13 protein-coding genes and 1 riboswitch are annotated in these 13,094 nt (G+C 69.7%); of the genes, 9 read left to right on the plus strand and 4 right to left on the minus strand.

Features of this window, described 5'->3' with window-relative positions; genetic code table 11:
- The first annotated feature begins 143 nt into the window (after positions 1-143).
- From cpaB to VHW64_RS08365, 9 genes are all read left to right on the plus strand, one after another.
- A complete protein-coding gene (gene cpaB / locus VHW64_RS08325) occupies positions 144-929 on the plus strand; it encodes a Flp pilus assembly protein CpaB (RefSeq protein WP_329650062.1) in 786 nt (261 codons plus the stop codon).
- A 6-nt stretch (positions 930-935) separates the two neighbouring features.
- Positions 936-2,126, plus strand: a complete 1,191-nt coding sequence (locus VHW64_RS08330) for an AAA family ATPase (RefSeq protein WP_329650063.1) — start codon at positions 936-938, stop codon at positions 2,124-2,126.
- A gap of 4 nt (positions 2,127-2,130) precedes the next feature.
- Positions 2,131-3,651 carry a CpaF family protein gene (locus VHW64_RS08335; protein WP_329650064.1) on the plus strand — a complete coding sequence of 507 codons (1,521 nt, stop codon included), beginning with the start codon at positions 2,131-2,133 and terminating at the stop codon, positions 3,649-3,651.
- 4 nt (positions 3,652-3,655) lie between these two features.
- On the plus strand, positions 3,656-4,684 hold the full coding sequence (locus tag VHW64_RS08340; protein ID WP_329650065.1) for a type II secretion system F family protein: 1,029 nt from the start codon (positions 3,656-3,658) through the stop codon (positions 4,682-4,684).
- Between the two features lies 1 nt (position 4,685).
- Entirely contained in the window at positions 4,686-5,624 is a 939-nt protein-coding gene (locus tag VHW64_RS08345; protein ID WP_329650066.1) for a type II secretion system F family protein, read from the plus strand.
- Positions 5,625-5,634: 10 nt separating this feature from the next.
- On the plus strand, positions 5,635-7,221 hold the full coding sequence (locus VHW64_RS08350; RefSeq protein WP_329650067.1) for a sensor histidine kinase: 1,587 nt from the start codon (positions 5,635-5,637) through the stop codon (positions 7,219-7,221).
- 13 nt (positions 7,222-7,234) lie between these two features.
- Positions 7,235-7,894 carry a response regulator transcription factor gene (locus tag VHW64_RS08355; RefSeq protein WP_329650068.1) on the plus strand — a complete coding sequence of 220 codons (660 nt, stop codon included), beginning with the start codon at positions 7,235-7,237 and terminating at the stop codon, positions 7,892-7,894.
- Positions 7,895-8,105: 211 nt separating this feature from the next.
- Positions 8,106-8,309, plus strand: coding sequence for a Flp family type IVb pilin (locus VHW64_RS08360; RefSeq protein WP_329650069.1), 204 nt, complete (start codon positions 8,106-8,108; stop codon positions 8,307-8,309).
- Positions 8,310-8,521: 212 nt separating this feature from the next.
- A complete protein-coding gene (locus VHW64_RS08365; protein ID WP_329650070.1) occupies positions 8,522-8,731 on the plus strand; it encodes a Flp family type IVb pilin in 210 nt (69 codons plus the stop codon).
- A gap of 52 nt (positions 8,732-8,783) precedes the next feature.
- Here VHW64_RS08365 and VHW64_RS08370 read toward each other — a convergent pair whose 3' ends face one another.
- The 4 genes from VHW64_RS08370 to VHW64_RS08385 all read right to left on the minus strand — a co-directional run bounded on the left by VHW64_RS08370 (position 8,784) and on the right by VHW64_RS08385 (position 12,898).
- Positions 8,784-10,052 carry a M48 family metallopeptidase gene (locus tag VHW64_RS08370; RefSeq protein ID WP_329650071.1) on the minus strand — a complete coding sequence of 423 codons (1,269 nt, stop codon included), beginning with the start codon at positions 10,050-10,052 and terminating at the stop codon, positions 8,784-8,786.
- A complete protein-coding gene (locus VHW64_RS08375) occupies positions 10,049-11,251 on the minus strand; it encodes a hypothetical protein (protein ID WP_329650072.1) in 1,203 nt (400 codons plus the stop codon). The genes VHW64_RS08370 and VHW64_RS08375 overlap by 4 nt, the downstream gene beginning before the upstream one ends.
- A 58-nt stretch (positions 11,252-11,309) precedes the next feature.
- Positions 11,310-12,233 carry a C40 family peptidase gene (locus VHW64_RS08380; protein WP_329650186.1) on the minus strand — a complete coding sequence of 308 codons (924 nt, stop codon included), beginning with the start codon at positions 12,231-12,233 and terminating at the stop codon, positions 11,310-11,312.
- 80 nt (positions 12,234-12,313) lie between these two features.
- Positions 12,314-12,479: riboswitch (cyclic di-AMP (ydaO/yuaA leader) on the minus strand.
- Between the two features lie 212 nt (positions 12,480-12,691).
- Positions 12,692-12,898 (minus strand): hypothetical protein, encoded by a 207-nt coding sequence (locus VHW64_RS08385; protein WP_329650073.1) that lies wholly within the window; start codon positions 12,896-12,898, stop codon positions 12,692-12,694.
- Between the last annotated feature and the right edge of the window lie 196 nt (positions 12,899-13,094).

The following is a 13,094-nucleotide window of genomic DNA, read 5'->3' on the forward strand; positions in this document are numbered from 1 at the left end:
CCTGTTCCCTTACCTACCATCTGTCTCGCGAGTTCCGCCTCGAACCAGTGCTCCAAGTCCAGTGAGACGGACCCTCGCGCCACCTGTACTGCCAACCCGCCACCCGCCGGACGGCAGATGTCCGAGCGAAAGGTAGATCGGCCATGGACCGACGCAAGTTGCTCCTCATTCTCGCGGTGTTCGTCGCCGTGATCGGCACGGCGCTGGTGTTCGTCTACGTGCAGAGCGCAGACAACCGCGCGAACAGCAAGTACGACACCGTCGAGGTGCTCAAGGCGACGCAGAACATCGCCCAGGGCGAGTCTTACGACACCGCCCTCGCCGCGGGCAAGCTCTCGCTTCAGCCCGTTCCGCAGAGCCAGCTCAACGACGGCTACGAGTCGTCTACGACAGCGTTGAAGGGCAAGTTCGCGGCAGGGGCGATCTACCCCGGCCAGCAGATCATCGCCGCCCAGTTCACCGCCAACAACAGCTCGATCGCGGCGACGAGCAACCTGCCGATCCCGAAGGGCATGATCGCCGTCACGGTGCAGCTCTCCGACCCCGACCGGGTCGCGGGCAACGTCTACCCGGGGTCCCACGTCGCGATCTTCGCCACGGGCCTCGGCGGACCGGGCCACACGGTGAGCGGCCTGGGTGCCGGTGCCGGCTCCGGTGACGAGGAGACCGCCCTCATGCTGTCCAACGTGCTGGTCCTCAACGTCGGCGACCCGGTGCAGGCATCCTCGACGACCACCGACGAGGCCGGCAACGTCTCCACCGAGACACTGCCGCGCACCCTGCTCACGCTGGCGGTCGACCAGTCCGAGGCGCAGAAGGTCATCTTGGCCTCGAAGTCCTCCCCGGACAGCCTGACCTTCGGCCTCCTGATCAGCACCAGCCAAATCCACAAGGGCCCCGGCACGTCCTCGGCCAACCTCTGGAAGTGATCGCGGATGCCCGTCATCGTCGACCCTGACAGCACCACCGCACGCCGGCTGCTCGGCGCGCTCCCACCCGGCTGCCAGTCGGTGGACAACACCGAGCGCCTGCTGCCGTGGCTCGCCCAGCACCCCGAGGAGTACGTCGTGGTGCTGGGGCCGAACATCTCGTTCGGCGACGGCGTGACGGTGTGCGAGTCCATCCGCGTCTCACGGCCGGCGACCAGCGTGGTGTTCGTGCGCCCCGCGCTCGACACCGCGCTGCTCGCCCGCGCCATGCAGGCCGGCGCGCGTGAGGTCGTGGCCATGGACGACCTGCATCTCGTCGCGGGCGCGGTCTCCCGCGCCCACCAGTTCTCGCAGGCGCTGCGCGGGCCCGACGCGTCCAAGCACAACGGCCACGTCATCTCGGTCTTCTCCCCCAAGGGTGGGGTCGGGAAGACCACGGTGGCGGTCAACCTGGCGCTGGCGCTGACGGACAAGGGTGCGCGCCAGGTGTGCCTGGTCGACTACGACCTCGCCTTCGGCGATGTCGCGATCACGCTCCAGCTGTTCCCGTCGCACACGATCGAGCACGCCATCGGGTCCGAGGAGGACCTGGACGCGCCCATGCTCAACTCGCTGCTGACCCGCTATCAGGACTCGCTGAAGGTGCTCGCGGCGCCCAGCCATCCCGACGTACGCGAGCGGATCACGCCGCTGCTCGTCTCCAAGGTGCTGCGCACGCTGCGCACGATGTTCGACTACGTCGTCGTCGACACCGCGCCGGCCTTCGACGAGCAGACGCTGACCGCGCTGGACGAGACCGACGAGTGCATCATCGTGGCCACTCTCGACGTCCCGACCCTGAAGAACGTCAAGGTGGCCCTGGACACGCTGGAGATGCTCAACATCGGCGGCGGCCACCGCTACCTGCTGCTCAACCGCGCCGACGACGCCGTGGGCATCGGTGCCGAGAAGGTCGAGACCATCCTCGGCATGAACGTCGCGTCGCAGATCTCGACCTCGATCGACATCGCCGCCGCCACCAACGCCGGCACGCCGATCATCGCCGCCAGCCCGCAGCACCCGTCCAGCACGGCGTTCCGCAGCCTGTCGACGCTCCTGGCCGGCGAGCCGGTCAGCAGCTCGAAGGGCTCCGAGAACGGCCGGCGGCCGGACTCGGACAACGACCGGTTCGCCAAGCTCTTCCGGATCAAGAGGTGACATCGTGAGCAGTCTCGCCGAACGACTTGCCGCGGCCCGCAAGCAGAGTGAGTCCGGCGCCGCCCCGCCGCCTCCTCCGACCCCGCGTGGTCCGGAGGACGAGCCCACGTCGGCCGCGCCGCCGCCGCGCCAGTCCGCCGGCGGCTCCAGCGGCTCCGGCGGCTCCGGCGGTGACAGCGAGGCCGGACCACGTCCGCGGACGGTCCCGACGACGCCGACTCGTGCCGGCGCCCGACGTGGCGCCGAGCACGAGCGCCTGGAGGAGCTCAAGCAGGACGTGCACGCCGAGCTGCTCAAGCAGCTGGGTCCCCAGCTCTACGACGCGAATTTGGACCAGGCCGACCTGGACAAGCGCGTCCGCGTCGTCCTGACCCAGCTGATGAGCTCCCAGGAGCGGCCGATCAGCAACGCCGACCGCAACCGGCTCACCCAGGAGATCAGCGACGACATCCTCGGCTACGGCCCGATCGAGCCGTTCCTGCGCGACGACGACGTCTCCGAGGTCATGGTCAACGGCTTCGACAGCGTCTGGCTGGAGAAGGACGGCAAGCTCCTCAAGGCCAACGCGCAGTTCAGCGACGAGGCGCACGTCCGTCGGACCATCGACAAGATCGTGTCCCGCATCGGACGACGCGTCGACGAGTCGAGCCCGATGGTCGACGCGCGTCTGCCTGACGGCAGCCGTGTCAACGCAGTCGTCCCGCCGCTCGCGGTCGACGGCTCGTCGCTGACGATCCGGAAGTTCGCCGCCGACCCGCTGACCGTCGACGACCTGATCGCCTTCGGCTCCCTCAGCACGCGCTCGTCGGGCTTCCTCGAGGCCTGCGTACGCGGCCGGCTCAACATCATCGTCTCCGGCAGCACCGGCGCCGGCAAGACGACCACGTTGAACGTGCTCTCGTCGTTCATCCCCGAGGACGAGCGCATCGTCACGATCGAGGACGCCGCGGAGCTCCAGCTCAAGCAGGACCACGTGGTCAGGCTCGAGTCGCGCCCGGCCAACATCGAGGGCCGTGGCCAGGTCACGATCCGCGACCTGGTCAAGAACAGTCTGCGCATGCGCCCCGACCGCATCATCGTCGGTGAGGTCCGGGACGCATCCGCGCTCGACATGCTCCAGGCGATGAACACCGGTCACGACGGCTCGATCTGTACCCTCCACTCCAACGGCCCCCGCGACACGCTGGCCCGCATGGAGACGATGGTGCTGATGGCGGGAATGGATCTCCCGATCCGCGCGATCCGTGAGCAGGTGGCCTCGGCGGTCGACCTGATCGTGCACCAGACCCGCTTCAAGGACGGCTCGCGCAAGATCACCCACCTCACCGAGGTGGAGCGCATGGAGGGCGACATCATCACCCTCCAGGACATCTTCGTCTACGACCACGACGCGGGCTTCGACGACGACGGCAAGGCCAAGGGCTTCTTGCGGTCGACCGGTCTGCGCCCGAAGTTCCTGGACAAGATGGAGCACTCCAACGTGCGCGTCGACCCGATGCTGTTCGCGATGGACGGACTGCGGTGACCCCGTGAACGCACTCATCCCCCTGGCCATCGACCCACCTGCCTGGACCATGTACGGCGGGGTGGCGGCGCTCGGCGTCGCCCTCCTCGTCCTGCTGGTCCTGGCGATCCCGCGTCAGCGCACGCTGACGACCGAGGAGCGGGTCGTGCAGTACGCCGCACGCGCGAGCGGCGGCGGCGGACAGAGCGCACTCACGCCGTACGACTCGCCCAAGTCGCGGCCCGAGGAGTCGGCCCTCGCGTCGGCCAAGTCGGCCGCGGCGAGCATGCTGAAGCGCAACCGCTCACTGGAGGCCAGGATCGCCGCACGCCTGGAGGGATCGGGCAGCAGCTGGCGTCCTGCGGAGTGGCTGCTGATGCACGCCGCCCTGTTCATCGGCATCTCGCTGATCGGGCTCGTGATCGGTGGCGGCAACCTCATCTTCGGGGTGCTGTTCATGATCCTCGGCGTCATCGGACCGTGGTTCTACCTCGGCTTCCGCCGGTCACGCCGGAAGAAGAAGTTCGAGCGTCTGCTGCCCGACACGCTCCAGCTGATGGCGGGATCGCTGGCGGCGGGTCTGTCGCTGGCCCAGTCGGTCGACACGATCGTGCGCGACGGCACCGAGCCGGTGGCCGGCGAGTTCCGCAAGGTCCTGGTCGAGACCCGGCTGGGCCTCTCGCTCGAGACGGCGCTCCAAGGCATCGCCGACCGCTTCCAGAGCAAGGACTTCGCCTGGGTCGTGATGGCGATCAACATCCAGCGCCAGGTGGGCGGCAACCTCGCCGAGCTGTTGGCCACGGTGTCCAGCACGATGCGCGAGCGTGAGTACATCCGTCGTCAGGTCGCCGCCCTGGCCGCCGAGGGCAAGCTGTCGGCCATGGTGCTCGGGGGGCTGCCACCCGGCTTCCTGCTGTACCTCATGGTGGCCAACCACGCCTACGTGATCGTGCTCTTCCAGCGCCCCCTTGGCATCCTGATGCTGTGCGCTGGTGCATTCTGGTTGTCGGTGGGCGTCTTCTGGATGTCCCGCCTGGTCAAGGTCGAGGTGTGAGATGACTCTGCTGCTGATCATGGGTGCGGCGCTGGTGCTGCTCGCCATCGTGCTGGCCTCCGCGGCCGCGGGCACGACGGCGGGCGGCCACACGGCGACCGGCGTCGACCGCTCCGTGGCGCTGGTCCAGGCGTTGAGCAACGCGCCCCAGGCCATGACCAAGGAGTTCGACGAGTCGTTCGCCGACCGGATCATGGCGCCGCTCCAGCAGCGGGCGTCCAAGCTGGCCAAGCGATTCTCCGGTGCCGACGCGCCCGAGCGGATCCGGCGTCGGCTCGACGTCGCCGGCAACCCGACGGGATGGACGGTCGAGCGCGTTCAGGCCGGGAAGGTGATCGGCGCGGTCACGCTGTTCTTGATCTCGCTGGCGCTGACGGGCGTGATGGGGCTCGGCCTCACCGTCCGCGTGGTCGCCGTGCTGGTCGTCACCGCGATCGGCTGGTTCGGCCCGAACCTCTACCTGTACCAGAAGGTCTACGACCGCTCGAAGCGGATGCAGCGCGACCTTCCCGACGCCATCGACCTGATGACCATCAGCGTCGAGTCCGGCCTCGCCTTCGACGCGGCGGTCCAGCAGGTGGCCCGCAACACCGAGGGGCCGCTGGCCGACGAGTTCTCCCGCGTGCTGCGCGAGATGCAGATCGGCCAGGGACGCGCCCAGGCGCTGCGTGGCCTCGCCGAGCGCACCGAGGTCGACGACGTCAAGAGCTTCGTGACCTCGATGGTCCAGGCCGACAGCTTCGGCATCCCGATCGCCAACGTGCTGCGCATCCAGTCCCAGGAGATCCGGACCAAGCGCCGCCAGCGCGCGGAGGAGCAGGCTCAGAAGGTGCCGGTCAAGATCACGGTCCCGCTGATCTTCTGCATCCTGCCCACGCTGTTCATCGCGGTCATGGGCCCGGCCGTCATCCACATCATGGACAACTTCTCGCGAAAATGACGGCAGGTCCATGATCCGAAGCGGCTTGGGGCGCCAGCACACGTGGCTGGCGGTGGGAGCGCGCACGTTCGCCCTCCTCAGCCTGGCGATGCCGCTCATCCTCAAGCACAACCAGCTGCTCCTGCTCGCGCTGCTCGCCACGGGCGCGATCTGGGCCGCCGTGACTGCCGGCGAGCTGCTGGGGCTTCCGCTGACGATGCTGCTGATCATGGACGCGGCCCTGGTGGGGTCGGTGACCGGCCTGTCGTCGCACTCGACGACCGCGGTGCTCGGTGCGCTCGCCGTGCCACCCTTCACCGGCGGGCTCAGTCGTGGAGCCCGGGGCGTCTCCCTGGCGCTCTCGGCCGAGCTCACGACGTACGTCGTCATCAGCCTCACCGACGGACCGCTGACCCAGGACCAGGGCACCAGTGCCTTCACCTGGGCGGTGACCGGTCTCGGCCTGGGGCTGATCGCGTCGTTCCTGCGGCACACCTTCTTGCAGGTCAACGACCCGCAGCGCGCCTACCGCGACGCCCAGGCGCTCATTCGCGAGCTGATCACCCTGTCGGGACGCCTCAGCTCGGGACTCGACTCCGTCGCGCTGGGCGGACAGATCGCCAGCGCCGTGCGCGACGAGCTCCCGGTCACGGCACTGACCGTGCACATCCCGCGCGGCGAGGTGCTCACTCCCCTGGTCGGCGACACCGGGCTGTCGAGCCCGGACCTCGTCATCAGCGAGGAGCTGGCGCAGTACTCCCTGCTGACCGGGAACGTCCGGGTCGTCGGCCACAGCTTCGCCTTCCCGCTGAACGGCGGCAACGGCGTCGCCGCGGTCGTCTCGGGCGTCCTGGCTCCGGGCCTCGACCCTCAGGTGATGGACCTGCCGCGACGGCTGTCCGCACTCGACCGGCGGCTCAGCCCGGCCACCGTGCGCCTCGACACGGCCGTGCTGTTCCTGGCGTTCCGCGACTCGGCCACTGTGGAGGAGCGCCGTCGGCTCGCGCGCGAGATGCACGACGGGGTCGCCCAGGAGCTGGCCTCGCTCGGCTACTTCGTCGACAACCTGGTCGAGCAGGAGCGCGACGACCCGACCAAGGAACGCCAGCTCACGCTCCTGCGCGAGCGGTTGACGATGGTCGTGGGCGAGGTGCGTCGCTCGGTGCAGACGCTGCGCACCGAGATCGGCGAGAACGACTCGCTGGGCACCGCGATCGGCTCGCTCGCCCGTCACCTCAGCGCCAGCAGCGGCATCCCGATCCACGTGACCCTCGACGAGCAGACGACGCGCCTGCGCCCCGAGGTGGAGAGCGAGCTGCTCCGGATCGCCCAGGAGGCGATGACCAACGCCGTACGGCACTCGGGCGCGAGCGCGATCAACGTCGGGTGCTCGGTCGCCCCGCCGTACGCCGAGGTCGTGGTCGCCGACAACGGCGACGGTCTCGGGCCCGGTCGCGACGACTCCCACGGCCTGGAGATCATGCGCGAGCGGGCCGGTCTCATCGCCGGCGAGCTGCACGTCTCCGACAACCGTCCCTCCGGCACCGTGGTGTCGGTCCGCCTCGACGGCGTGTCCTCCACGGAGCCGGCCGTGTCAGCCGACACATTGCTCACATGACTTCGGAGGAGCCATGACGACTACCGACACCACCCACGTGCGTGTGCTCATCGTCGACGACCACGAGCTGGTCCGCGAGGGCCTGGTGGGCGCCTTCGCCCGCGAGGAGAGCACCGAGGTGGTCGGGTCGGTCGGCACGGTTGCCGAAGCGATGAAGGTCTACGCGACCGACCCGCTGGACGTGATCGTCACCGACCTCCAGCTCCAGGACGGCACCGGTCTCGACATCATCCGGCAGGTGCGCCAGACCGACGAGAAGATCGGGCTCGTGGTCGTCACGATGCACTCCGGTGACGACCAGATCTTCGCGGCCATGGAGGCCGGGGCGTCGGCGTTCGTCGGCAAGGACGCTCCGTCCACCGAGGTCGTGCGCGCGGCCCGCCACGCGGCGGTCTCCCCACGCTCCTTCCTGTGCACCGGCCTCGCGGGCGCGATGGTGCGCCGGATGAGCGCGGAGTCGACCAGGCTGTCCACCCGAGAGCACGACGTGCTGCTGCTGCTGGCCGACGGCGCGAACGCCGCCGCGATCGGCCAGCAGCTCTACATGAGCGAGTCCACGGTCAAGTCGCACATCGCCCGCATCTACCAGAAGCTCGGCGCGCAGAACCGCGCCCAGGCCCTGGTCACCGCCATGCGGATCGGCCTGCTCTCGGCGATCCAGCGGCCGGTCTAGGCGCCGTTCGCACGCAGCACATCTGCGGCCGCGTGTCAGAGGATTTTCGGATCTCCCCCTACAGCAGTGGGCGGAATGGTCCGGATTGACTAGACGTCTCGAACCGGATTTCCGGTCCGCGATCGGCCCCGATGGGGAATCCTTGGGTTCGGAGGCCTCCGGCCTTCTCGGCTCTCAACAATGCCAAACGTCATCACATAGGAGAACGACAATGCTGGACTACCTCCGCATCATGCTGGACGCCCGCCTCGCCAAGATGGACGAGCGTGGCGCGTCTGCCGTTGAGTACGGTCTGCTCATCGCGGGCATCGCGGCCCTGATCGTGGTCGTCGTGTTCGCCTTCGGTGGTCTGCTCAGCAAGGTGTTCCAGAACACCTGCAAGAGCGTTGCCAACGGCGCGACCAACAGCTGCTGAAAGCGGCTTCGTCGAATGGCCGCGGACCCCTGGTCCGCGGCCATTCGCATGTCCGACCGGACCGCGCGAGTCGTCGCCGACGCCCACGCGGTCTAGTCCAACTGGGTCACGCCGAACCATGCGAACGCTGGATCCGGCGCCCTATCCGAACGCGGGAGACTTGAGTCGAACGCCCTACCCACGTCGCCGTCACCCTCAGAGGAGCGACCACCATGCTCGACTACCTGCGCATCATCCTCGACGCGCGCATCGCGCGGATGAGCGAGCGTGGCGCATCTGCCGTTGAGTACGGGCTGCTGATCGCCGGCATCGCCGGGATCATCGTGCTCTGCGTGTACGCCTTCGGCGTTCAGGTGAGCAGCCTGTTCAGCAACACCTGCCATTCCTTCAACAGCCAAGCCAAGGCCGGCGGCAGCTGCTGACTTCTCGGGTACGGCCGACGGCCGCGGGTCCATGGGGGATCCGCGGCCTCTGTCATTTCCGCGAGGTGGGAGGAGTGGCGCCGCGAGGTGGGAGGCCCATCCGGCGGCCGAGCTGCTGGGCGATCGCGATCCGCTGAAGCGTGGTGGGGTGGGAGCCGAACCAGAACTCCGACCAGGCCGGGGGGTCGTCGCTCAGGGAGTGCAGATCGAGCTGGCGCTGCATCCGGATGAACGCGTCGGGGTTGCGGGTCGCCTCCAGCGAGGCCACGTCGGCCCTGGTCTCGATCCGGCGCGACAGGCCGTTCTCGACCGGGCTCGAGAGCAGCGTCCCGATCGCGGCGAGGGCGAGCACGAGCGGCACCACCGACGGGTCGCGCATCCCCCCTGGCCGGCGTCGCAGGACCTCGACGGCGAGTGCGAGCAGGCCGATGCCCAGCGTGGTGCCGAGCGCAGCCAGGATCGAGCCGGTCAGCACGTCATCGTGGTGCGCGTGCCCGAGCTCGTGGGCGACGATCGCGAGGATCTGGTCGCGCGGGAGGTCGCGCAGCACGGTGTCGTAGAGCACGACGCGCCGCGTGCTGCCGAACCCCGACACGTAGGCGTTCAGCGTCGTCGTACGACGAGAGGCGTCGGCCACGAGCACGTCGTCGAGGTGGACATGCTCGACGTCGGCCAGGTGCAGGATCTGGCTGCGCAGGGGCCCGTCGGGCAGCGGCGTGAAGTGGTTGAAGGCGGGCTCCACGAGGATCGGGTAGACGAACGACCCCGCCATCACCAGCACGCCCAGCAGGGTCCCGGCCACGGCCGGCCAGGCGCGCGGCCAACGACGCGCGCACCCGACCAGGACGACGAGCAGCAGGCCCGAGACCACCACCGTGTAGACCAGGCCTTTCAGCAGGTCGACCGTCCAGGGACCCCACGCCTCGTCGCTGAGACCGAACTCGAGCGACCGGTGGTGCCCCACGACGGCGAACGGCGTGACGACCAGCTGGCCGACCACGGCCAGGGCGGCGACCGCGGTGAGCACCCGCACCCACCACCAGCCCCGAAGATGGCCGGCGAGGCGAGCACCGAGCGGCGTGAGACCGAGCACCGACGACACCGCGAGGGAGACGGCCAGGGCGGCCCAGCCCAGGTGGCGGGCCGGGTCGCTGTAGGCGTTGGCGCGGGCGATCTGGGTCGGGGTGAACACCTCGGACCCCGCGACCGCGGATGGCGTGCCGCCCGGGACGGGGTGCCACGGGATGCGCCAGGCGGCAACAGCGACGAAAGCCGCTCCGGCCACCAGGAACGTGACCATGGCCCAGCGGCGTTCGCTCACGCCGGCAAGTGTTGCAGGACCCCGCGCCACTGCCGGACGAAGGTGGCCGGCCCGAAGCCGAACGACCGGACGAGCTCGGGTCCGAGGCTTCCACCGGCGTCCATGGCGCGGTAGAACCTCACCAGCGCATTCACGCCGCCGTCGGCGGCGAGGAGCCGGCAGGCGAGCCAGGCGCTCTCGTAGCGCGCCTCCAGATGCGGCGACCCCGGGGCGAACTCCGCCTGCGTCGGCAGTCCGCGCGGGACGCCGTCCCGACCGACGAGCGCGATGATCCGCGAGGCGCTGGTCGAGAGGGGAAGCCGCTGGGCGCTCAGGGCGACGTAGTCGGCGAACCCCTCGACCAGCCACGTGGGTGCGGTGCTGGTGGCCGCGTCGGTGGCGACGTGGGTCGTCTCGTGGGTGATCACGACCTGCGCCCCGCGCGGCTCGAGCGGATCGAAGACCTCGGGGTTGACGAACACATGGCTCGGCGACGCCCGCGACCGCGACCCGTCCACCGTCGTGGTGACCGCCGCGATCCCGGCATAGTCGCCGCGGTGGGCGTCCAGCGCGGCGTCGAGGCCGTCCTGCGAGGCCGGTACCTCCACGACCAGGCCACCGCGCCAGGCAGGCAGCACCCGACGTACCTGGGGCACCGCGCGTCGTGCCAGCGCCGCGAAGCGGTCAGCCCGCGCTGCCGAGCCGGCCACCAGCACCAGGCTGCGCGCGGAGCGTCGGACCTGAAGGGATCCGGACAGCCACAACGGCGAGCGCCGGTCTCCCCCGCCGATCCCGGCGATCCCCAGATGGCTGCCGTCCGGCGCGAAGCGCACGTGGACCTCCAGCCGCTCGGTGCGCCGGTCGAACCCGGCGAACCGCCACGTCGTGGCGACGTCCGCGGCCCAGGCACCCGAGGGGGATACGGCTCCGGCCTCGTCGACGTAGCGCAGCGAGAAGTCCGCGACGTGCAGTGCGCCGGCGTTGCGCACCACCCCGCGCAGGACGGCGACCGCCGAGTCCGAGCTGCCGAGCGTGCCGCCCGCCGTGACCTCGCGGTGCCGCACCGCCGATTGGAGGCGCGTCAGCAGGCGGGCCGCGGCCGTGGGGTCCGCGTGCGGCGGCGGACGGCGGTCGAGGGGTGCGTGGTAGGTCGCTTCGTGCTGGGTCAGCCAGACCGTCAGGCCGATGACGAGGACCAGGAACAGCGAAAGGCCGACCACCCACCAGCGGGGGCGGTCGGCCGTTCGACGCGCCGGTGGTCGAGCCGAGGGCGCCGGCTCAGCCAGGACGGACGGCGCCGGCGTACGGCATGGAGTACAGGCCGGTGACGCGGATGCCGGCCGAGGGGTTCTCGGCGTTCACGATCATCCCGTTGCCGATGTACATGCCGACGTGGCTGATCGGGTGGTAGTAGAAGACGAGGTCGCCCGGCTGGAGCTGGCTGGCGGAGATGTGGGTGCCCTCGCCGAACTGCGCGCTCGAGGAGTGGGCCAGGCCGACGCCGGCCGCACCCCAGGCGCGCATGGTCAGGCCCGAGCAGTCGTAGGCGCTGGGGCCGGAGGCGCCGTACACATACGCCTTGCCGATCTGGGCCATCGCGTAGTGGATGGCGATCGCGGCACGCCCGGAAGCCGGGATGTTGGCCGGGATGCGGGGGGTCCCGCGGGAGGCGTCGAGCAGTCGCTGCTGCTCGGCGGCCTTCAGCTTGCCGAGCAGGGACTTGGCGGAGGCGAGGTTCTTGTCGATCGTCGCCTTGTCCTGGGCCGCCTGCTGCTCGAGCTGGGCCACCTTGGCCAGCTGGGTCCGGGTCGCCTGCTGCCTCAGGCTCAGCGCCTTGGCCTGGGTGAGGTAGGAGGAGTACTGCCCCGCCTGCATGGAGTTGAACGCCGACATGGTGGTCAGCTGCGAGACGAACGCCTTCGGGTTGCTCGAGACCACCGCCTGGCCGACGGCCGACAGCGAGTCGCCCTCGTACTGCCGCACGATCGAGTTGGCGACCACTTGGCGAGCCTGCTCCGTCTGCTTCTGCTGACGGGCCTGGTCGGCCCGCAGCGCGGAGACGTCACCGCGCATCTGGGTGAGCTGGACGTGGATCTGGTTGTAGCGCTCCGACGCCTGCTCGGCCGCCCGGTACAGGCGGTCCACGCGGTGCTGGACGTCCTGGACGGTGGGCTTGGCCTGCGCGCTACCGGTGGGAATCATCCCCACGGAGGTGACGATGGCGGCGCTGGCAATGAGCGTGACGAGGCTTCTCCGGCCGTTGAGCACGAGCGGAAGAACTCCCTTGCTGTGTCGTACGCCTACCGGGTGAGCTGACGGGTTCGGGCACGACAGGCCCTACACCGCCTCCTCGTCCGCGGACTCTCGGCCACGGACGCCTCGGCGGCGATTCACCCCAGGTGGGTTGGTTCCCCGGCTCTTCGTCGCGACCCCAAGCAGTCACGCTGATGACTCGGCGCGACACCCGCATGGACACCGGACTGGTCCATCGGCACGGGCATCTGAGCGGTCACCCTAACCACACCCACGGAAGACCGCAAAACTTTCAACCAGGCCTGTCGTGACAATTTCGTGACCTGAGACGGATCACTGTCACAGAGGTCACATTCGCCCCACCAGACACTCTCTTCCCGCTGTCACCACACTGTCAAAGCGGGGCGTCACGCGGACTCGATCGCCGGCGAGTCGACCGGGGTCACCAGACGCAGCGGAGGCACCAGACCCCCGGCCGCCAGCAGGTCCAGCGCCCGACAGGCGTCGTCGGCCAGGGTCAGCTCGGGCGGCGGGCCGAGCAGCACGGTCACCACGCAGTCGTGGCAGGCCTGGCCCCGCACCAGGCAGGTGTCGCAGTCGATTCTCGTCGTCATGCCGACGACCCTTGCAGCACCCACCGACAGTCTCCCCTCCCCGCCCCGCCCCGCCCCGGACGGTCCGCACCGGAAGGGAGGTCTGATCCCGGCGGACACCCCCCACCGGCAACCCCTGAGCTCGTTGAGTTGGCCCTCCCGGCCCGGAGGGCCAACTCAACGGGCCGGGAGGGCCAACTCAACAGCTCAGGGGTGG

Origin of the sequence: Nocardioides sp., from assembly GCF_036267815.1 — a bacterium.
Lineage (GTDB): Bacteria > Actinomycetota > Actinomycetes > Propionibacteriales > Nocardioidaceae > Nocardioides.

Excerpts from the sequence above, each read along its gene's own strand:
- VHW64_RS08345 (WP_329650066.1), top strand. The coding sequence starts at position 4,686 with ATGACTCTGCTGCTGATCATGGGTGCGGCGCTGGTGCTGCTCGCCATC.
- cpaB (WP_329650062.1), top strand. The coding sequence starts at position 144 with ATGGACCGACGCAAGTTGCTCCTCATTCTCGCGGTGTTCGTCGCCGTG.
- VHW64_RS08360 (WP_329650069.1), top strand. The coding sequence starts at position 8,106 with ATGCTGGACTACCTCCGCATCATGCTGGACGCCCGCCTCGCCAAGATG.
- VHW64_RS08385 (WP_329650073.1), bottom strand. The coding sequence starts at position 12,898 with ATGACGACGAGAATCGACTGCGACACCTGCCTGGTGCGGGGCCAGGCC.
- VHW64_RS08380 (WP_329650186.1), bottom strand. The coding sequence starts at position 12,233 with ATGATTCCCACCGGTAGCGCGCAGGCCAAGCCCACCGTCCAGGACGTC.
- VHW64_RS08330 (WP_329650063.1), top strand. The coding sequence starts at position 936 with ATGCCCGTCATCGTCGACCCTGACAGCACCACCGCACGCCGGCTGCTC.
- VHW64_RS08365 (WP_329650070.1), top strand. The coding sequence starts at position 8,522 with ATGCTCGACTACCTGCGCATCATCCTCGACGCGCGCATCGCGCGGATG.
- VHW64_RS08355 (WP_329650068.1), top strand. The coding sequence starts at position 7,235 with ATGACGACTACCGACACCACCCACGTGCGTGTGCTCATCGTCGACGAC.
- VHW64_RS08350 (WP_329650067.1), top strand. The coding sequence starts at position 5,635 with ATGATCCGAAGCGGCTTGGGGCGCCAGCACACGTGGCTGGCGGTGGGA.